Origin of the sequence: Amycolatopsis sp. NPDC051903 (genome assembly GCF_044452505.1) — a bacterium.
Lineage (GTDB): Bacteria > Actinomycetota > Actinomycetes > Mycobacteriales > Pseudonocardiaceae > Amycolatopsis.
On record NZ_JBITBT010000001.1, the window covers coordinates 669,465 to 687,269 of the forward strand.

Annotated in this window: 20 protein-coding genes; 6 read left to right on the forward strand and 14 right to left on the reverse strand. The window is 72.6% G+C overall.

Annotated features, from left to right (window positions below):
- The first annotated feature begins 236 nt into the window (after positions 1–236).
- Together ACIA77_RS03410 and hisS are read left to right on the forward strand one after the other, a co-directional pair.
- Entirely contained in the window at positions 237–620 is a 384-nt protein-coding gene (locus ACIA77_RS03410) for a hypothetical protein (protein WP_395884134.1), read from the forward strand.
- A 30-nt stretch (positions 621–650) separates the two neighbouring features.
- Positions 651–1,952, forward strand: coding sequence for a histidine--tRNA ligase (gene hisS / locus ACIA77_RS03415; protein ID WP_395884135.1), 1,302 nt, complete (start codon positions 651–653; stop codon positions 1,950–1,952).
- A 102-nt stretch (positions 1,953–2,054) separates the two neighbouring features.
- Here hisS and ACIA77_RS03420 read toward each other — a convergent pair whose 3' ends face one another.
- The 10 genes from ACIA77_RS03420 to ACIA77_RS03465 all read right to left on the reverse strand — a co-directional run bounded on the left by ACIA77_RS03420 (position 2,055) and on the right by ACIA77_RS03465 (position 11,453).
- Positions 2,055–2,849, reverse strand: coding sequence for an alpha/beta fold hydrolase (locus ACIA77_RS03420; protein ID WP_395884136.1), 795 nt, complete (start codon positions 2,847–2,849; stop codon positions 2,055–2,057).
- The gene (locus tag ACIA77_RS03425; RefSeq protein ID WP_395884137.1) at positions 2,846–4,513 is read right to left on the reverse strand and encodes an FAD-binding dehydrogenase; all 1,668 of its coding nucleotides are present in this window, start codon (positions 4,511–4,513) and stop codon (positions 2,846–2,848) included. The genes ACIA77_RS03420 and ACIA77_RS03425 overlap by 4 nt, the downstream gene beginning before the upstream one ends.
- Entirely contained in the window at positions 4,510–5,133 is a 624-nt protein-coding gene (locus ACIA77_RS03430; protein ID WP_395884138.1) for a TetR/AcrR family transcriptional regulator, read from the reverse strand. Before ACIA77_RS03430 ends, ACIA77_RS03425 begins: the two co-directional genes overlap by 4 nt.
- Before the next feature lie 132 nt (positions 5,134–5,265).
- Complete coding sequence (locus tag ACIA77_RS03435; RefSeq protein ID WP_395884139.1) at positions 5,266–6,414, reverse strand: amidohydrolase family protein; 1,149 nt, start codon at positions 6,412–6,414, stop codon at positions 5,266–5,268.
- A 3-nt stretch (positions 6,415–6,417) separates the two neighbouring features.
- Complete coding sequence (locus ACIA77_RS03440; protein WP_395884140.1) at positions 6,418–7,524, reverse strand: MAB_1171c family putative transporter; 1,107 nt, start codon at positions 7,522–7,524, stop codon at positions 6,418–6,420.
- A complete protein-coding gene (locus ACIA77_RS03445; RefSeq protein WP_395884141.1) occupies positions 7,521–8,051 on the reverse strand; it encodes a hypothetical protein in 531 nt (176 codons plus the stop codon). Before ACIA77_RS03445 ends, ACIA77_RS03440 begins: the two co-directional genes overlap by 4 nt.
- Entirely contained in the window at positions 8,048–8,452 is a 405-nt protein-coding gene (locus ACIA77_RS03450) for an XRE family transcriptional regulator (protein ID WP_395884142.1), read from the reverse strand. The genes ACIA77_RS03445 and ACIA77_RS03450 overlap by 4 nt, the downstream gene beginning before the upstream one ends.
- 298 nt (positions 8,453–8,750) lie before the next feature.
- The gene (locus tag ACIA77_RS03455) at positions 8,751–9,203 is read right to left on the reverse strand and encodes a flavodoxin family protein (protein WP_395884143.1); all 453 of its coding nucleotides are present in this window, start codon (positions 9,201–9,203) and stop codon (positions 8,751–8,753) included.
- Between the two features lie 78 nt (positions 9,204–9,281).
- On the reverse strand, positions 9,282–10,913 hold the full coding sequence (locus tag ACIA77_RS03460) for a phospho-sugar mutase (protein ID WP_395884144.1): 1,632 nt from the start codon (positions 10,911–10,913) through the stop codon (positions 9,282–9,284).
- A gap of 9 nt (positions 10,914–10,922) precedes the next feature.
- Positions 10,923–11,453, reverse strand: coding sequence for a TetR/AcrR family transcriptional regulator (locus ACIA77_RS03465; RefSeq protein ID WP_395884145.1), 531 nt, complete (start codon positions 11,451–11,453; stop codon positions 10,923–10,925).
- A 91-nt stretch (positions 11,454–11,544) separates the two neighbouring features.
- On the opposite strand from ACIA77_RS03465, the gene ACIA77_RS03470 reads away from it, so the two are divergent.
- A complete protein-coding gene (locus ACIA77_RS03470) occupies positions 11,545–12,423 on the forward strand; it encodes a TIGR03564 family F420-dependent LLM class oxidoreductase (RefSeq protein ID WP_395884146.1) in 879 nt (292 codons plus the stop codon).
- A 32-nt stretch (positions 12,424–12,455) separates the two neighbouring features.
- A complete protein-coding gene (locus tag ACIA77_RS03475) occupies positions 12,456–13,610 on the forward strand; it encodes a glycosyltransferase (protein WP_395884147.1) in 1,155 nt (384 codons plus the stop codon).
- Between the two features lie 41 nt (positions 13,611–13,651).
- On the opposite strand, the gene ACIA77_RS03480 is transcribed toward ACIA77_RS03475, so the two are convergent.
- Genes ACIA77_RS03480 through ACIA77_RS03490 form a run of 3 tightly spaced genes read right to left on the reverse strand, consistent with a single transcriptional unit; the run spans position 13,652 to position 15,797 of the window.
- Positions 13,652–14,437 carry a purine-nucleoside phosphorylase gene (locus ACIA77_RS03480; protein WP_395884148.1) on the reverse strand — a complete coding sequence of 262 codons (786 nt, stop codon included), beginning with the start codon at positions 14,435–14,437 and terminating at the stop codon, positions 13,652–13,654.
- Positions 14,434–14,859 carry an ABA4-like family protein gene (locus tag ACIA77_RS03485; RefSeq protein WP_395884149.1) on the reverse strand — a complete coding sequence of 142 codons (426 nt, stop codon included), beginning with the start codon at positions 14,857–14,859 and terminating at the stop codon, positions 14,434–14,436. The genes ACIA77_RS03480 and ACIA77_RS03485 overlap by 4 nt, the downstream gene beginning before the upstream one ends.
- Positions 14,856–15,797 (reverse strand): hypothetical protein, encoded by a 942-nt coding sequence (locus ACIA77_RS03490; RefSeq protein ID WP_395884150.1) that lies wholly within the window; start codon positions 15,795–15,797, stop codon positions 14,856–14,858. The genes ACIA77_RS03485 and ACIA77_RS03490 overlap by 4 nt, the downstream gene beginning before the upstream one ends.
- Positions 15,798–15,907: 110 nt before the next feature.
- On the opposite strand from ACIA77_RS03490, the gene ACIA77_RS03495 reads away from it, so the two are divergent.
- Together ACIA77_RS03495 and ACIA77_RS03500 are read left to right on the forward strand one after the other, a co-directional pair.
- Positions 15,908–16,534, forward strand: a complete 627-nt coding sequence (locus tag ACIA77_RS03495; RefSeq protein ID WP_395884151.1) for a MerR family transcriptional regulator — start codon at positions 15,908–15,910, stop codon at positions 16,532–16,534.
- Positions 16,535–16,730: 196 nt separating this feature from the next.
- On the forward strand, positions 16,731–17,198 hold the full coding sequence (locus ACIA77_RS03500; protein ID WP_395884152.1) for a nitroreductase family deazaflavin-dependent oxidoreductase: 468 nt from the start codon (positions 16,731–16,733) through the stop codon (positions 17,196–17,198).
- Between the two features lie 22 nt (positions 17,199–17,220).
- On the opposite strand, the gene ACIA77_RS03505 is transcribed toward ACIA77_RS03500, so the two are convergent.
- Entirely contained in the window at positions 17,221–17,799 is a 579-nt protein-coding gene (locus tag ACIA77_RS03505) for a GNAT family N-acetyltransferase (RefSeq protein WP_395884153.1), read from the reverse strand.
- Positions 17,800–17,805 lie beyond the last annotated feature (6 nt).

Sequence of the window (17,805 nt, forward strand, 5' to 3'; positions counted from 1 at the left end):
CCGGGTGGCGGTCGTGGAAGGTGCGGAGGAACTGCTCGGTGGAGGGCGGGGACGTCGTCGATCGACTCTACGGCCGGAAAGGCGAATGCGTCTCACGATGAGCCCGCCAGCTCGACCGCGACATCACGGGCTGGCGCGTGGCTTACTCGCCCGTCCCTGGGCCCAGCGCCAACCGTAGGGTGACAGTGTTTTAAAACAGTGTTACGGTGCCCTGAACACTCTGGGAGGAGAAAGCCGTGCACGGTCCCGTTCAGCTCTTCACCGTCGTCGCGCTCGTGTCGCTGCCCACCGTCATGTACGGGGGTTACGCGCTCATGGGCCTGCTCAAGCGCGGGCAGCTCACCGACGCGCAGCGCAGCCTGTTCCGCGCCGGCCACGCGCACGCGGGCGTGCTGCTGGTGCTGGCGCTCGTCGCGTTGCAAATCCTCGACCGGACGGGCCTGACCGACCCGCTGCGGTGGGTCGTCTGCTTCCTGCTGCTCTTCGGTGTCCTCGCGCAGTCCGGCGGGTTCTTCCTCGCCATGCTGCGCACGCGCGCCGGCCGGTCGATCACCACCGCGGGCGCGGTCCTGCTCGGTGCGGCGCTGCTCGTCACCGCGTATGGGGTGGCGTTCCCGTGACCCCATGACGCGGTCGTTAAGCTTGATGACGTGCCTGAATACCTGTCGACCGCGCCTGTCAAGGGGACCCGAGACTTCCTCCCCGCCGAAATGTCCGTCCGCACGCAGGTGTTCGGCCATCTCTACGAAGTGCTGGAGCGCTACGGCTTCCTGCGCTACGACGGGCCCGTCCTCGAACCCGCCGAGATCTACGAGCGGAAGTCGGGGCAGGAGATCGCCGATCAGCAGCTGTACACGCTGACCACGCGCGGCGGGGAGCGGCTGGCGCTGCGCCCGGAGATGACGCCGTCGGTCGCGCGGATGATCGCGGGCAACGCGAAGTCGCTGTCGTTCCCGGTGCGCTGGTACAGCCACCCGAACTGCTTCCGCTACGAGCGTCCGCAGCGCGGCCGCGTGCGCGAGCACTGGCAGATCAACGCGGACATCTTCGGTTCCGAGAGCGCGAACTGCGAGATCGAGTTCTTCGAGCTGATCCACGACCTGATGGGCGCGGTCGGCGCGACGCCGGACATGTTCGCCGTGCGCGTGAACGACCGGAACCTGCTCACGTCGGCGCTCACCGATGTGGTGGGGGTGTCTCCGGAGCACCTGCCGGCCGTGTTCGGGCTCGTGGACCGCTGGGAGAAGACGTCGCACGAGGAGCACGCGGCGACCGCCGAGGAGATCGGCTTGGCGGACAAGCAGTTCGAGAAGCTCACCGAGGTGCTGGGCGCGGGCGAAGCGCTGCTCGACGAGCTACCCGCCGAGGTCAAGGAGCAGTCCAACCTGGTCCGAGTGCTGTCCAGCTCGGCCGCGAGCCTCGTGAAGTTCGAGCCGATGATCGTGCGCGGCCTGGCGTACTACACGTCGACCGTGTTCGAGGTCTTCGACACGTCGCCGAAGAACCGTCGCGCGCTGTTCGGCGGTGGCCGCTACGCCGACCTCGCGTCGCTGTTCACGAAGGAGCGCATCCCGGGCATCGGCTTCGGCATGGGCGACGTGACGCTCATCGACTTCCTCGACACCCACGGCCTCACCCCGAGCCCGCGCAACGAGGTCGACGTGATGGTCATCCCCGTCGTCGAGGAGCTCGCCGACGCGGCCCGCCAGGTCGCGACGAAGCTGCGCGCCTCGGGCCTGCGCACGTCGACGCCGCTGGAGCACCGCAAGCTCGGCAAGGAACTCACGCGCGCCGACAAGGCCGGCGCGTCGGCCGTGGTGATCGTCGGCCAGGAGGACTGGGACGGCGGCACCGTGACCGTTCGCAGCCTGGCCACGCGTGAGCAGCAGCAGGTCGCGGTGGCCGAGGTCGCGGCGACGGTCAACGCGCTGGTGACGCCGGCGAACCCCTGACCCACCAATGCGGAACAGCCCCGCCGGAGCGATCCGGCGGGGCTGTTCCCGTTTTCGCGCGCAGGTGGCCGCCAACGGCCCCGCCCCCTCGGCGGGGCCGGTTCAGCCTTCGCGTGCGAAGTGGGCGACCAGCTCGGCGACCTCGGCGGGCCGGTCGGTGAACGGGGTGTGGCCGGCGTCCAGCTCCTCGACGCGCGCGCCGGCGGCCCGGTACCGCACCGCCGCGGCCGTGTGGTCGTAGAGGCGGTCGCGGCGCCCGAGGACGGCCAGCGTCGGCAGGCCGAGCGCGGCGACCTGCGCGTCGAGCGGGCGCGTGGACAGTAGACGGCGCCGTTCGGTCAGCACGGCCTGCGCCATGGCCGGGCTCGTCACCGAGAAGTCGGCGTGGGCTTGGCGCAAGCGGGTGGGCCGCAGGGCCAGCTCGACGGGCGCGGCGCCCGCCAGGCGGTGGATGAGGCGGCCGACGAACGGGACCGCCAGCAACCCGTTGCCGGGCGGGAAGGTGGCGTGGCTGTAGTCCGGCGCTTGTCCGATGAGGACGATCCGGTCGACGATTCCGGACAGTGCGGCCAGTTCCAGCACCACGTCCGCGCCGAACGAGTGCCCGACGGCCGTCACGTGGTCCGCGCCGGCGAGCTTCAGCGCGGCCGCGAGCGTCGTCGCTTGCGAGCGCGCGTCGAGGCCGGTGTGGCCGCCCGTGCAGCCGTGGCCGCGCAGGTCGGCGCGCAGCACGCGGTGGCTGCCGGCCAGCAGCGGCGCGACACCGTCCCAGGAGTGCAGCGAGCCGCTGAACCCGTGGACGAGGAGCACGGCGGGGGCCTCGCCCGGGCCGTCTTCGCGCAGGTGGAGGGCGATCCCGTCGACGTCCACGACGGTGCCGGCCGCGGGGCGGATCACGGCACCGCCCGGGCCATCGCCCGGCCCGCGGCGCGGCCGGAGAAGATGCAGCCGCCGAGGAACGTGCCCTCCAGCGCGTTGTACCCGTGCACCCCGCCACCGCCGAAGCCGGCGACCTCGCCCGCCGCGTACAGGCCGGGCAGCGGCGCCCCGTCGGCCCGCAGCACGCGCGAGTCGAGGTCCGTCTGCACGCCGCCGAGGGTCTTGCGGGTCAGGATGTTCAGCCGCACGGCGATCAGCGGCCCGTGCGCCGGGTCGAGGATCCGGTGCGGTTTGGCCACGCGCGCCACGCGGTCACCGACGAACCGCCGCGCGTTGGCGATGGCCATGAGCTGCAGGTCCTTCGAATAGCGGTTGCCGACCTCCAGGTCGCGCGCCAGGATCTGGTGCTCCAGCGAGGAAACGTCGAGCGCCGGACCGCGGGCGATCTTGTTCATGCCCGCGACGAGCGCAGGCAGGTCGTCCGCCACGACGAAGTCCACGCCGTGGCGTTTGAACGCGTCGACCGGTCCCGGCGCGCCCTTGCTCGCGCGGCTGAGCAGCGTCTGCTTGAGGCTCTTCGCGGTGAGGTCAGGGTTCTGCTCCGAGCCCGACAGCATGAACTCCTTCTCGAGGATCGTCTGCGTGAGCACGAACCACGAGTAGTCGTAGCCGGTCGAGAGCACGGCCTTGAGCGTGCTGGTGGTGTCGAACCCGGGGAAGTTCGGGGCGGGCAGCCGGTGCCCGGTCGCGTCGAACCACAGCGACGACGGCCCGGGGATGATCCGGATCGCGTGCTCGGGCCAGATCGGGTCCCAGTTGTGGATGCCCTCGACGTAGTGCCACATGCGGTCGCGGTTGACCACGCGCGCGCCGGCGGCCTCGCTGATGCCGATCAGCCGACCGTCCACATGGGCCGGGACGCCGGGGATCATCGTCCGCGGCGCCGGGCCGAGGCGTTCGACGGGCCAGTTGCGGCGCACCAGTTCGTGGTTGTGGCCGATGCCGCCGGAGCTGATGAGCACGGCTTTCGCGGACAGCTCGAATTCGCCGGCTTTGTCGCGCGACGACTTCACTCCGCGCGGTTCGTCGCTCGGCTCGAGGATCGTCCCGCGCACGCCGCTGACGGCGCCGTCGGTGACCACGAGCTCGTCGACCTGGTGGCGGAACGCGAACCGCACCTGGCCACGGCTTTCGGCGGCGAGCACGGGTTCGGCGAACACGCGCACGACCTCCGGGCCGGTGCCCCACGTGAGGTGGAAACGCGGCACGGAGTTGCCGTGGCCGCCGGCGGTGCCGCCGCCGCGTTCGGCCCAGCCGACGAGCGGCGTCACGCGCAGGCCGAGGCCGTGCAGGTACTGGCGCTTCTCGAAAGTCGCGAAGCGCACGTACGCCTCGGCCCAGCGGCGCGCCCACAGGTCTTCGTCTTCGCGGTCGAAGGCGGCGGAGTCGAGCCAGTCGCGCAGCGCGAGCTCGTAGGAGTCCTTGATGCCGAGGCGGCGCTGCTCGGGACTGTTGACGAACAGCAGCCCGCCGAGCGACCAGAACGCCTGGCCACCGAGGTTCGCGCGGTTCTCCTGCTCCACCACGAGCACGCGACGGCCGGCCCGCAAGAGCTCGTGCGTCGCGACGAGCCCGGCCAGCCCCGCGCCGATGACGAGCACGTCCGGTTCGAACGACCTCACGCCAGTTCCTCCGTGTAGGCCAGGACCACGCGCTCACACAGGTCGAAGCGGCGCTCCCACACGCGCGGGTTGTCCGGGTCCATCAGGCACTGCGCGCTCGTGCCGTCATGCATCGCCACGAGCGCCTGCGCCAGCGCCGCCCGGTCGGGCACGGCGCGCCCGGCGCGCGCGAGCAGCTGAACCACCAACGGCAGCAGGGCCTCGGCGATCGCCTCTTCGCGTGCCGTCATCACGCGCCGCAGGCTCGGGTTGCGCAGGGCGTGGGCGGTGAACTCCGCGGTCACGCGGAACCACGCGTCCTCCACGGGGATCGCGGGCAGCACGAACTCCACCACGGACCGCACGTCGGGCAGCTCGACCTCGCCCAGCCCGTCGAACTTCGCCCGCACGGCCGCGATCATCTCCGCCGACCGGCGCTCCCACATGGCGAGGAACAGCTCGTCGAGCGAAGCGAAGTTCGAGTAGAACGCACCACGCGTGTACCCGGCGCGTTCGCAGACCTGCTCCACAGTGGACTTCCCGAAACCCTCTTCCGCGAACACCGGGAGCGCTGCTTCGAGCAGCCGCCGCCGGGTCTCCGCCCGCCGCCGCGGCACGCGCTGCGCCGCCGGCTCACTCATGGGGACCTCCCGCTTTCGATACACGAGCGTACTCAATACGCCGATGTATCGAAAGGGATCGTGATCAAGGTCAAGAACCTTGATCGAGAGCGACTCAGGCGGGCGCGGCCGTGCTGGTCAGCACGCCGGGGCTCAGGAAGCCGGTACCCCCTGGGCCAGCACCAGCAGCGGCTTCGCCAGCGCGGACAGCTCGGCCAGCGGATCCCCGTCCACGACGAGCACGTCGGCCGACAGCCCGGCCTCCAGCCGGCCCGTCACGGCCGACAGGCCGAGCCCGGCGGCGCTGTCCTCCGTGGCGATTTCCAGGATCCGCCGCCGGGAGAAGCCCAGCCATTCGTAGAGCTCCAGCGCGCCCACGGGGTCGTCGAAGGTCGAGCCGGGGAGGCCGGCGTCGGTGCCGGACAACAGGCGCACGCCGTGTTCTTCCAGCCAGGGGAGGCGGCCGTAGACGCGGCGTGCGAGGTCTTCGCCCATGCGCTCGGCCATCATCCGCCAGTTGCGGCTGCTGGTGGAGCACGCGGAGATCCCGCCGGCGGCCATCCGCCGGGCCACCTCGGGACGGAGGTCGGTCTGGCCGCGGCCGGACATAAAGGTGCAGTGTTCGATCGTGGACACACCGGCGTCGGCGGACGCGGCGATGGCGTCGGCGCCGTGGGCGTGGGCGGCGACCGGAAGGCCGTGCCGCGCGGCCTGCGCGACGACGATTTCCAGCTGCCGCAAGGAGAACTGCGACTCCCACATCTCGGCGCCGCCCTCGGTGATCTGGCCGCCGCCGGCCATGACCTTGATGACGGCGGCCCCCGCGGCCGCGTTGGCGTCGACCAGCGCGCGGATCTCGGCGTCCGAGGAGACCGCGCCGCCGAAGAAGTGGCAGTGTCCTTCCGGGACGGTCAGCGGTGGGCCCGACGCGAGCACGCGCGGACCGCCCGCGGGCTTGAGCACCGTGCGGCCGCCGAGGTCGCGCACGGTCGTGACGCCGCTGCGCAGCAGCTGCCCGAGGTGGTCCCCGGCGGCGTGGGCGAGTGAAGCCCCGTCGCTCGCCAGGAAGTTCGGCAGCATCACGCGCGTGGCGTCGAAGGACAGGTGCACGTGGACGTTGAACAGGCCCGCCAGCACCGTCGCGTCCGGGAAGTCGTGCACCACCGGGTCGACGGCCGCGGCGGCCACGTCGTCGCGGCGGCCGACGGCGGCGAGCACGCCGTCGCGCACGAGGACGGCGCCGCCGTCGATCGGGGCCGAGGGGCGCGGCAGCACGCGAGCCGCCGTGATCAGGGTGTCCACGGGTCAGTTTTCCCTTCCTGGCGCAGAAGACAGCGAAGCCGAGAGCGACAGCAGCGGGCGCACGTCCGATTCGAGGTCGCTGCCCCCGGGCAGCACGAGCTTGGCCCGCCCGTCGTTCGTCTCGCCGGCCGCTTGCCGCGCGAGCGCCGAACGCAGCGCCGCCGCCGCGGCGGCCGGCTCCTCGGCGGCGAGCGACGCCAGATCCGCTTCCAGGTACGGGCTCAGCTGCACGAGCCCGTCGCGGATCTCGATCACGCGCCGGTAGTAGCGCCGGTGCACGGCGAACCGCTCGCGCCACGGGTGCCCGGGCGGCGTCCGCAGCACGATGCTCGGGTACGCCTTCACCAGCAGCGTCCACAGTGGAGCGAGCCGGGCGTGGTCGGACCGGTGGCGCCGCCGCCGGGCCAGTGCGGCGATCCGCGCCCGCAACCCCGGGTAGGAGATGCCGGCGAGGAACAGCAGGCTGCCGACGATCACCAGCGGGATCCCCAGCCACAGCAGCACCGGCACCACCGCGCCGAACAGCGCGAAAACCGTGTACAGCGCCCGGAACACGCTCCCCGCGGCCGCCGCCGCGAGGCTCGCCGCGCCGATCCGCAGCCCCGTGCGCAGGTGCTGGTCGGCCACGCGCTGGTAGCGCACGATCCACACGGCACACGCGGTGATCGCGTAGATCAGGTACAGCCCGCCGCCCAGGTAGAACAGCGCGACCCCGGGTTCGTGCACCGTGGCCGGGCCGAGCGCCGCGCCGCGCAGCGGCACCGGCGTCACCGCGGTGCCGACGGTCAGCACCGCGATCGCCGCGACCAGCGGCACGAACTCCAGCGCGACGCGCCGAGACCGGCGCGGGCCGAGCGCGGAGCCGAGGAAGAAGATCAGCAGTGAACAGGCACCGCACGAGAGCAGCACGTTGACCGCCAGCCGCGCGCCACCCGGCGCGGTCACGCCGTCGAACCACGCCGAGATCCCGCGCTGCTGCAACAGGAACGCCAGCGCCAACGCCGCGATGGTCACCGTCACGGCCCAGTTCGGCAGCCGCGGCGAGAGCACGAGCTGGTAGGTGCGCCACGCCAGCGCGGCGGCGAAGAGGAAGAAGAACGCGGTGGTCACAGCCAGCCCTGGTGGTCTCCGAGCGTGCCCTGGATGCGGCGCAGGTCGCGGTCGGCCGCGCGGCGCGGGGTCGTGTAGTTCAGCACCGACGCCCACTCGAGGATGATCGTGGCGACGGTCTCCGCCTCCCACTCGTGGGCCTCGTCGTAGGAGGTGCGGCGCAGCGCGTGGCGCACCGCGTCACCGTCGATGTCCTCGAGGCCGGGCGCCGGGCCGCGCAGGAAGTCGGCCGGTTGCGCGTCGCCGCCGGGTTCGTGGTCGGCGAGCAGGTGGCCCAGTTCGTGCAGGATGATGTGGTCCTGGTGGGCTTTGGTCGTCTCCTGCTGGAAGAAGAGGTAGTCGGCGGCCGCCGTCGCGATCCAGCAGCCGAACGGGCCGGGCACCTCCAGCGGGTACGGCATCAGCCGGATCGGCCGGCCGCGGCTCTCGCCGAGGCGCTCGCACAACAGCCCGACGTCGAGCGGCGGGCTGATGTCGAGGTCCGTCAGCAACCGGCGGCAGCGCCTGCGCAGTTCGCGTTCCTTCACGGTCCGCTCTGGCCTTCCCGTTCGGCGCGTTCGTAGCGTTCGACGAGGTCGAGCAGGTCCATCACCTGCCGTCGCCCCTGTGGCGAGAGTTCCTGCGCGCGCATGGCCATCAGCTTGGCCTCGACCGCGGGCCCGTCGTCGGCGGCCTGGCCGGCCTCGTCGTCGAAGAAGTACGTGACGGGCACGCCGAACAGCTTCGCCAGCGCCTCGACGTAGTGGATCTTCGGGTTGATCCGCTTGCCCGTGGCGAGCTGCTGCAGGTACGCCGGGGACATCGCGGGACCGCCCGCGCGCTCGATCGCCGCCGACATCTCCCGGTAGCTGTGCGGAGCCCGGCCGTCCGCGCGGGACGAGCCGATCAACGCGCTCAGCTTCTCCGCGAAGGTGCGTTGCCGTGGCATACCGCCCCCTTCCCTTCGGCCGGATAGTAACGCCGCCCCCACTGTACGCACCTGTTGACAGGCCATGTATGCAGTGGTTTACAGTGGCCGCGTCCCGCTCCGGACGTCTGTGCTCTGGGGGTGCCCGGAACCCGGAGCGGGATCTTGTCCTGCGCCTGGCTCGTCATGATCAGCTGTTTGTAGTACGCTTGACGGCGTCAAGGTTGATCGCCTTCGTTGCGAACCCTTGATCTGGCCTGTTGCCGGAGGTCGACCCCCAGGGCTTCCGGTGACAGGCCCCTTACTTTCCGGGGTCCACTCAGGCCATGAGCGTGGCGGCCACGGTCGCCCCCAGTTCCTGCAACGCCTCGAGTGCTGCTTTGTCCGGTTCGCCCGTGACCGTGACGGGGTCGGCGACCTGCGTCCAGCCCAGCCCCGTCGTGATGGACTCGAGCTGGCGCACCGTGCCCGACGTGTCGTTGTTGCCGTGCACGTACGCGCCGAACGGGCGGCCGCGCGTCGCATCGAGGCACGGGTAGTAGACGGTGTCGAAGAAGTGCTTGAGGGCACCGCTCATGCTGCCGAGGTTCGCGGGCGTGCCGAGCAGGTAACCGTCGGCGGCGAGCACGTCCGCGACGGTCGCGCCGAGCGCGGGGCGGCGGACGACGTCGACGCCCTCGATGTCCGGGTGCTTCGCGCCCGCGAGCACGGCCTCGAACATCGCCTGCGTCGACGGCGACGGCGTGTGGTGCACGATCAGCAACGTGGCCATGCCCGCAGCCTGCCACTTGTGCGGGCGTACGTGCGCGGGCAGGCTGGCCGGGACCCCGAGCCGGGGTCCCGGCGCCCGTCAGCTCAGCAGCGTGTCGATGTCCCGGCGCACCGCGCTGAGGCTGTCCGACGCGATGGCCCGCGCGGCTTCGAGGTCACCGTCGACCGGCGTCACGACCTGCAGGTAGGCCTTCAGCTTCGGTTCGGTGCCCGACGGGCGGATCACCACGCGCAGGCCTTCGCCGCGCAGTCGCAGCACGTCCGCGCCGGGCAGCAGGTCCTCGAGCGTCACGGCGGCGCCGCCCAGCGTCGCGGGTGGCTGCGCGCGCAGGCCGGCCATGAGCTCGCCGCGCACGGCGAGATCGGTGACCCGCAGCGAAACCTGGTCGGTGAGGTGCACGCCGTGGCGGGTCGCGAGGTCGTCGAGCACGTCGAGCGGCGTGCGGCCCGCGGCCTTGAGCGCCGCGGCGAACCCGGCCGCGAACACCGACGCGGCGATGCCGTCCTTGTCCCGCACGAAGCCGGGGTTCACGCACAGGCCGAGCGCTTCTTCGTACGCGAAGATCAGCCCTTCGCCGGCGCGCACGAGCCACTTGAAGCCCGTCAGCGTCTCGGCGTAGCGCGCGCCCGCGGCCTTCGCGAGCTCGCCGAGCAGCGACGACGACACGATCGTCGTGGCCACGAGCGGATCCGGGCTGTCCGTTGTGGACAGCAGGTGCGAGCCGAGCAGCACGCCCGTCTCGTCGCCGCGGAGCATGCGCCACGCGCCGTCGCGGCCGCGCACGCCGAGGGCGCAGCGGTCGGCGTCGGGATCGAGCGCCACGGCGAGGTCGGCGTCCACTTCGGACGCGAGCGCCAGGAGCAGGTCGGTGGCGCCGGGTTCTTCGGGGTTGGGGAACGAGACGGTGGGGAAGTCCGCGTCCGGCTGCGACTGCTCGGCGACGAAGTGGACGTCGGTGAACCCCGCCTGCGCGAGCGCCTGTTCGAGGGTTTCGGCTCCCACGCCGTGCAGCGCGGTCGCGGCGATGCGCAGCTCGCGCTCGGGCCCGGGGGGAAGGGCCGCGACTGCGGCGAGGTAGGCCGGGCGCGGGTCGACGACCTCGGCGCCGGGCGCGCGCTCGACGCCGATCGCGGCGGGCGCGGCCTGGATGAGCCGCTCGATCTCCCCGTCGGACGGCGGCACGATCTGGCCGCCGGTGCCGTCGTAGAGCTTGTAACCGTTGTCCGCGGGCGGGTTGTGCGACGCGGTGATCTGGATGCCGGCGACCGCGCCGTAGTGCTTCACCGAGTACGCGAGCAGCGGCGTCGGCAACGGCTGCGGCAGGACCTTCACCGCGAAGCCCGCCGCGGTCAGCACCTCGGCGGCTGCCCGCGCGAACGCCTCCGACCCGTGCCGCGCGTCCCGCCCGACCACGACCACGCCGCCCGCGTGGCCCTTGACCTTCAGCCACTGCGCGACGCCGGCCGTGGTCCGCGTGACGACCGCGACGTTCATCCCGTTGGGCCCCGCGCGCACCGGCCCGCGCAGCCCGGCCGTGCCGAACTCCAGCGGCCCCGCCATGCGGTCGGCGACCTCGTCCGCCGCGCCGGGCTCCTGGCCCAGCGCGCGGGCGAGCACGCGCTGCAACTCGTCGCGCGTCTCGGGGTCGGGGTCGTCGGCGATCCAGCGGTAGGTCGCGTCGCGCAGTTCGGAGTTCAGGGTGTTCGGCACCGGATCAGGTTACGGGTGCTCGCGCCGGACGCCGTCGACCACGAGGCTCAGCAGCGCTTCGGCGCGCGCGACGTCGTCCTCGGTCGCCAGCGAGATGGCGTTGACGAGCAGGAGCAGGTCGTCGACGCCGGCGTCGTTCGCCTCGCCGGCTCGCTGGGCGCGCGTGAGGAGGCGGTCGCCGGCGTCGCGGATCTTCGCGTGGTACTCACGGCCTTCCTTGGCGCCGATCAGGAGCGCCGCGCCGAGGCCGCGGGCCGCGGCCGCGTGCGCGACGACCGCGCGCAGCCACGTGACCAGCGCTTCTCCCGGCTGCGCGGCGGTTTCCAGCTCCGCGGCTCGCGCGCACAAGCTGTCCACGCGTTCGCGGAACACCGCCTCCAGCAGCGCGGCCCGGCCCGGGAAGTGGCGGTGCAGCGTCGCCGACCCGACGCCCGCGCGCCGCGCGATCTCCTCCAGCGACGCCTCCGCGCCCTGGTCCGCGACGACCTCGGCGGCCGTCGCGAGCAGCCGCTCGTAGTTGCGGCGGGCGTCGGCTCGCATCGGCTGTCCTCCGGGGTGGTTGCGGAAGTGGGGTGGCCCTCCGTATCGTAGCCGGACACAACTGGGGTGGCACCCCACTTAGGAGGAGCCAGTGGAGATCGGGATCGCGATCGGGGACCTGCGGGGCCCGGCCGGGGCGGCCGAACTGGTCGGGCAGGCGCGGGAAGCGGCGGCGGCCGGGTTCGCGACGGCGTGGGTGAGCCAGGCGTTCGGCTGGGACGCGATGGTGGCGCTGGCCGCGGTGGGGCACGTCGAAGGCGTCCGGTTCGGGACGGCCGTGGTGCCCGTGCCGCAGCGGCACCCGCTGGTGCTGGCGGGCCAGGCGCTGGGCGTGCAGGCCGTGACGGGCAACCGGCTGACGCTCGGGGTCGGCGCGGGGATCGGGGCGATGGTGGGGCCGGTGTTCGGGTTGCCCGCCGACCGCCCGGCGCGGCGGATGCGGGAGTACCTCACCGTGCTGCACCCGTTGCTGCGCGGGGAAAGTGTTGCGCACCAAGGGGAAATGCTCACCGCCGCCGGGTCGGTGACAGTGCCGGGGGTGCGGCCGCCGTCGGTGGTCGTGGCAGCGCTGGGGCCCGCGATGCTGGGGGTGGCGCGGGAGCTCGCCGACGGCGCGGTGACGTGGCTGGCCGGACCGCGCACGCTCGCCGCGCACATCGTGCCGCGCCTCGGCGACGGGCAGCGCGTGATCGCCGGGCTGCCGGTGTGCGTCACCGCCGACGAAGCCGGCGCGCGGGCGCGGATCGCCGAAACCTTCGCGATGGCCGCGAGCGCGGACGAGTACCGGGCGGGCTTCGAGCGCGAAGGCGTGGCGGGCGCGGGAGACGTCGCGGTCGTCGGCGACGAGGACGCCGTGGCCGGACAGCTGAAGCGGCTGCGCGACGCCGGCGTGACCGAGTTTTGGGCTGCGCCTTACGGATCCGTTGCGGAGCAAGGCAGAACCACCCGGGTTCTCGTCGAAATCGCCTGACGGCCCGCGGCGGAGTCGCTAACGTCGGGACTGTGCGACTTGTCTTCACCTCCCTCGCGTCCCACGGCCACCTCTACCCCCTGATGCCGCTCGCGGTCGCCGCGCGCGCCGCCGGGCACCACGTCGTCTTCGCGACGGCGGAGGACTTCCACCCGGTGCTCGAGAAGGCGGGGCTGGAGCCCGCCAAGGCCGGCCTGACGATCTACGAAGCGTTCGCCTCGCAGTTCTCCGGCAACCCCGGACAACGGCGCCTCGAGGTGCCGGAGGAGGTCCTGAACGAGACGATCGGCCGGGTCTTCGGCCGCGTGCTGCCGGAGCGGTTCGTCGCCGATCTCGGCGCGCTCTTCGAACAGGACCGGCCGGATCTCGTGGTCTACGAGGTCGGCAACTCCGGCGGCGCGTTCGCCGCGATGAAGGCCGGCATCCCGGCCATGGGCCACGGATTCGGCCGGGTGTCGGCCGACGGGCTGATGATGGAGATCCGCGGCGAGCTCGACGACTACGCCACCGAGCTGGGCATCACCGGCGGCGATCGGCCGTCGTGGGGCAACCCGTTCGTCGACATCTGCCCGCCCTCGGTGCAGTCGCCCGAGTTCGTCGCGCGCGCCCGGCGGCTCCCGCTGCGGCCGGTCGGCTGGAGCGAGCCCGCCGACCTGCCCGCGGGGGTCGCGAACCGCGACCGGAGCCGTCCGCTGGTCTACCTGACCCTGGGCACCACGCCGATGAGCCAGGCGCACTTGCTCACCTCGGCGATCACCGGGCTGGCCGCGCTCGACGCCGACGTGCTGGTGGCGACCGGGCCGTCGGTGGACGTCGCGGCTCTCGGTGAGGTACCGGCGAACGTCCGGCTGGAGGCCTGGGTGCCGCAGTCGGAGTTGCTGCCGCACGTGGATCTCGTGGTGCACCACGGCGGCAGCGGCACGACGATGGGCGCGTTCTCCGCCGGCGCGCCGCAACTCGTGCTGCCGCAGGGCGCGGACCAGTTCACGAACGCCGAAGCCGTGGTCACGGCCGGGGCCGGCGAACGCCTGCTCGGCGACGAGGTGACGGCCGAGGCCGTGGGGGAGAAGGCCCGCCGGCTGCTCACGGACCCGGCCGTGGCCGACGCTGTGCGCGCGCTCGCCGCCGAAGTGGCGGGAATGCCCTCGCCCGAAGAGGTCGCGGCCCAGCTGCCCGACTACGCGTGAGCCGGGCCGGGCCTCTCGAGGGAGGCCCGGCCCGGAGTGCGTCACGCGCGGCTGATGAGGTCCTTCAGCAGCGAACCCATGCGCGTCGCCGCCTGGCGGCCCGCTTCGAGGACCTCTTCGTGGTTGAGCGGCTCGCCCGTCATGCCCGCGGCGAGGTTCGTGACGAGCGACAGGCCGAACACCTCGACCCCGGCCGCGCGGGCCGCGATGGCCTCGAGCACGGTCGACATGCCGACGAGGTCCGCGCCCATCGTGCGCAGCATGCGGATCTCGGCGGGCGTCTCGAAGTGCGGGCCGGTCAGGCCGGCGTACACGCCCTCTTCGAGCGTCCCGTCGATCTCCTTCGCGAGGCCGCGCAGGCGGGCGGAGTAGAGGTCGGTGAGGTCGACGAAGTTCGCGCCCACGATCGGCGAGCGGGCCGTGAGGTTGAGGTGGTCGGAGATCAGCACGGGCTGCCCGACCTGGAAGCCCTCGCGCAGGCCGCCGGCCGCGTTGGTGAGCAGCACCGTCCGGGCGCCGGCCGCGGCGGCCGTGCGCACGTTGTGCACCACCGGGTCGATGCCCTTGCCCTCGTAGAAGTGCGTGCGGCCCAGCAGCACGAGGGCGTGCTTGCCGCCCACCCGCAGCGAACGAACGGTCCCGCCGTGCCCCACGGCACCCGGGGTGGTGAAACCGGGCAGGTCGCCGAACGGGATCTCCGCGTCGGCCGTCCCGATCACGTCCGCGGCCGGGCGCCAGCCCGAGCCCAGCACCACGGCGATGTCGTGCTTCTCGACGCCGGTGCGCTCGGCGATGGCGGCCGCGGCCGCGTCCTCGTGGTTGGTCATGGCGCCGAGCGTATCCGGGCGGTGCGGATCACCAGGAACACCACCAGCCCGAACGGGGACAGGAAGATCGTCAGCACGAGGACCGGGCTGACCAGCCACCACGGGATCCCGCGCTCGCGCGCTTCGAAGAACATCCACCGCCCGAGGAACAGGTCGAACGCGATCAGGTGCGCCCACAGGATCGCGGCCCCTGCGGGCGAGCCCGCAAACGCTTGCAGCTGCGCCAAGTCCGGCCGGCTGACCGCCTGCCACAGTTCGCCGAAGTGCGCCACGGCGAGCGCGAAGTAGCACACCAGCGGCAGCACCGGCACCCACGGCGACGCCATGATCCGGCGGGTGCCGCGCCACGTCGGCAGGAAGATCATCAGCGCCCAGAACGGAGTCGCGATCGGGAACGCCCACGTGAAGAGCTGGCCGGTCATCGCACCGGCGCCCGCTGCGGGCGGTAGACGGACGCCGCGACCGCCAGCGCGACGGCGGCGACGAGCGTCGCGGCGGCCGTGAGCGTGGCCGCGCTCGGGTGGATCAGGGGTTCACCGCGCAGGGCCTGCCAGGTGACGAGGGCGACGAGGCCCGCGTAGCCGAACGAACCGACCCACACCAGCCGCACGCGCACGGCGCTGTCGCGCAGGCGCGGGAACCGGGTGGCGAGCAGGCCGAGCCCGAGGGCGAGCAACGGCAGCACCTGCAGCGCGTGCATGCCGGTGAAGTGCGGGATGCGCAGGTCGCCACCGGTGGTGCTCCAGCCGAGGATCGGCAGGCCGGCGCCGCCGTCGGGAACGCCGACGCTGTGCGCGCCGATCAGGTCCGCCGCGCCGGTGGCCTTGAGCTGCGTGCGCTGCTGCGGCGTGGGCCCGAGCATCAGGGCGCCGAGGCCGATGCCGATGAGGGAGATGACCGCGCCGGTGCGGACGGCCCAGTGCGTGGCGCGGTCTTCGAGGCGCGTGAACATCAGCGCGACGGTGAGCACGAGCGTCGCGATCCAGATGCCGGCGACCATGCCGCCCATGGCGTTGAACAGCGTTTTGTCGAGGGGGGTCGCGTTGTTGAAGTGGCTCGGCCGGGCGCGGGCGGCCTGGAACACCATCACCACGTACTCGGCGGCGAACAGCACGATCACCACGTCCGTGGCGATCCGGGCGGTCCGCTGGAACCGGGGGAGCAGCGAGACGAGCCAGCCCCAGGTGAAGAAGTACAGCGCACCCGAGACGGCGAACTTGAACAGCTTGTCCCACACGGGTGCGCCCAGCACGGTCCGCTGGTCCACGACCATCGCGACCACGCAGACCACGGCCGTCACGGCGAGGGCCGCCGCGAACGTCGTGGACGGGCGGTGCCAGGAGCGCGTTCTCTGCAACATCAGGTCCTCCCAGAATGGATAGTTCGAGTATCCGTTATGGGAAGCTAAACTATCCATGCTGAGAAGTCCTCAGGGTTTTTCCCCGAGATGGGAGTGGTTCGACGGTGCGGATGGCCGAACTGAGCGTCGCGTCCGGGATGCCGGTCGCGACGATCAAGTACTACCTGCGCGAAGGGCTCCTGCACCCCGGCGAGCGCACCAGCCCCAACCAGGCGCGCTACGGCGAGGAACACGTGCAGCGCCTCAAGCTCATCCGCGCGCTGCTCGACGTCGGCGGCCTGTCCGTGGCGACCGTCGGCGACGTCCTGGGCGCGATCGACGCGGGCGAACCGACGCACGAGGTCCTGGGCGTCACCCAGCGCGCGCTCGTCGGCGGCACCGCCGAGGCCGACGACGAGGCCCGCGCGTGGGCGCTGGACCGGCTGAGCTCACTCGCCGCCGCCCACGGCTGGAAGTTCGGTCCCGGCCACGCGGCGGCACCCAGCCTGGTCTCGACGCTGTGCGCCCTGCGCGCGATGGGCCACCCAGCCCTGCTCGACCGCCTCGACGACTACGCCGACCTCGCCGACCGCATCGCCGTCACCGACCTGGACACGCTGGCCGCCCAGCCGTCGCTCGACCGCATCGTCGAGGCCGCCGTCGTCGGCACCGTCCTCGGCGATCGCCTCTTCGCGGGCCTGCGCCGCCTCGCCCAGGCCGCCGAATCCGGGCGGCGCTACCCGGACGGGCTGCGCTGAGGCGGGCTTGCCCGCGGCCGGCGAGCTGTCCTAGGTTGGGGGTGAGCCCCGGATGGGCCTACGCATGGAGGTAGCGGCTAACCAGCCGGCACAGAGTTCTCTCGCGGAGAGCGCCATGCCTGGGACTTCGGGGCACTGTCGTGCCGGCACCTGTGCTGCTGACCTCCTTTCCGGAAATTCTCCCGAAAGGCAGTACGTGAACGAGCACACCGACACCTGGTCCGGCTTCGACGCCACCGCGTTCCAGCGGCAGGTCATCGCCGAGTTCCGGGCGAACAACGGGAAGCTGACCGGCCTGTTCGAGGGCTGGTCGCTCGTGGTCCTGACCACGATCGGCGCCCGGACCGGCCGGCGCCGGGAGACCCTCCTCGGCCGCCTTGAGGTGGACGGCAACGCCGTCGTCGTCGCGTCGGCGAACGGTTCGGACCACCATCCGGCCTGGTACCACAACCTTCGCAAGAACCCGGTCGTGACGGTCGAGACCGGCGAGGACACCTACCGCGCCGTTGCGAGCGTGCCCGAGGGCGCGGCGCGCGACGAGCTCTTCGGCCGGGTTGTCCGCGAAGCACCGGGCTACGCCGACTACCAGGCCAAGACGGCCCGGCGGATCCCGGTCGTCATCCTGAACCGGATCGACCCCGACCCGGGCGAGGAGCGGGTCTGAGTTTCGGGGGAGAGCCCGGCGCTCAGTCCATCGGGCCGCGCTGAGCCAGCCACGCGTCCCGGGTCAGCTCGTACTCGACTTCGCCCTGCTCGGCACCCGGGATCGGCTCGTCGTCCGCCGCCGAGGTGAACGCGCGGGCGAAGGCGAGGCCGGCGGCGCTCATGGTCGCCCGGGAGGCGGTGTTGACGGCCATGGTCTGGGCGAAGACGCGGTCGAGGCCGACGTCTTCGAACGCGTAGCGGAGGAGTTCGCGCGCGCCTTCCGTGGCGTAGCCCTGGCGCCAGCGGCTGCGCAGCAGGCGGTAACCGAGGTCGGCTTCGCCCGGCGTCTTGACCTGGTCGGGGCCGTGCGGGGGTTGCAGGATCCACCAGCCGACGAACCCGTTCGCGGCGAAGCCGGCCCAGAAGCCCAGGCCGGGTGCTTCGTGCGCGGCCGCCAGCCGGCGGTGGTGCGCGCGTTCGACCTCGGCGCGGGCGGCGGCGCGGCCGATGAGGTAGCGCATCACCTCGGGATCGGAGTCGAGTTCGACCTCGAGTTCGAGGTGCTCGTCGGCCAGCGGGACGAGGGTCAGGCGCCGGGTGCGCAGCGTGGGCTGGTCCATGTGCCG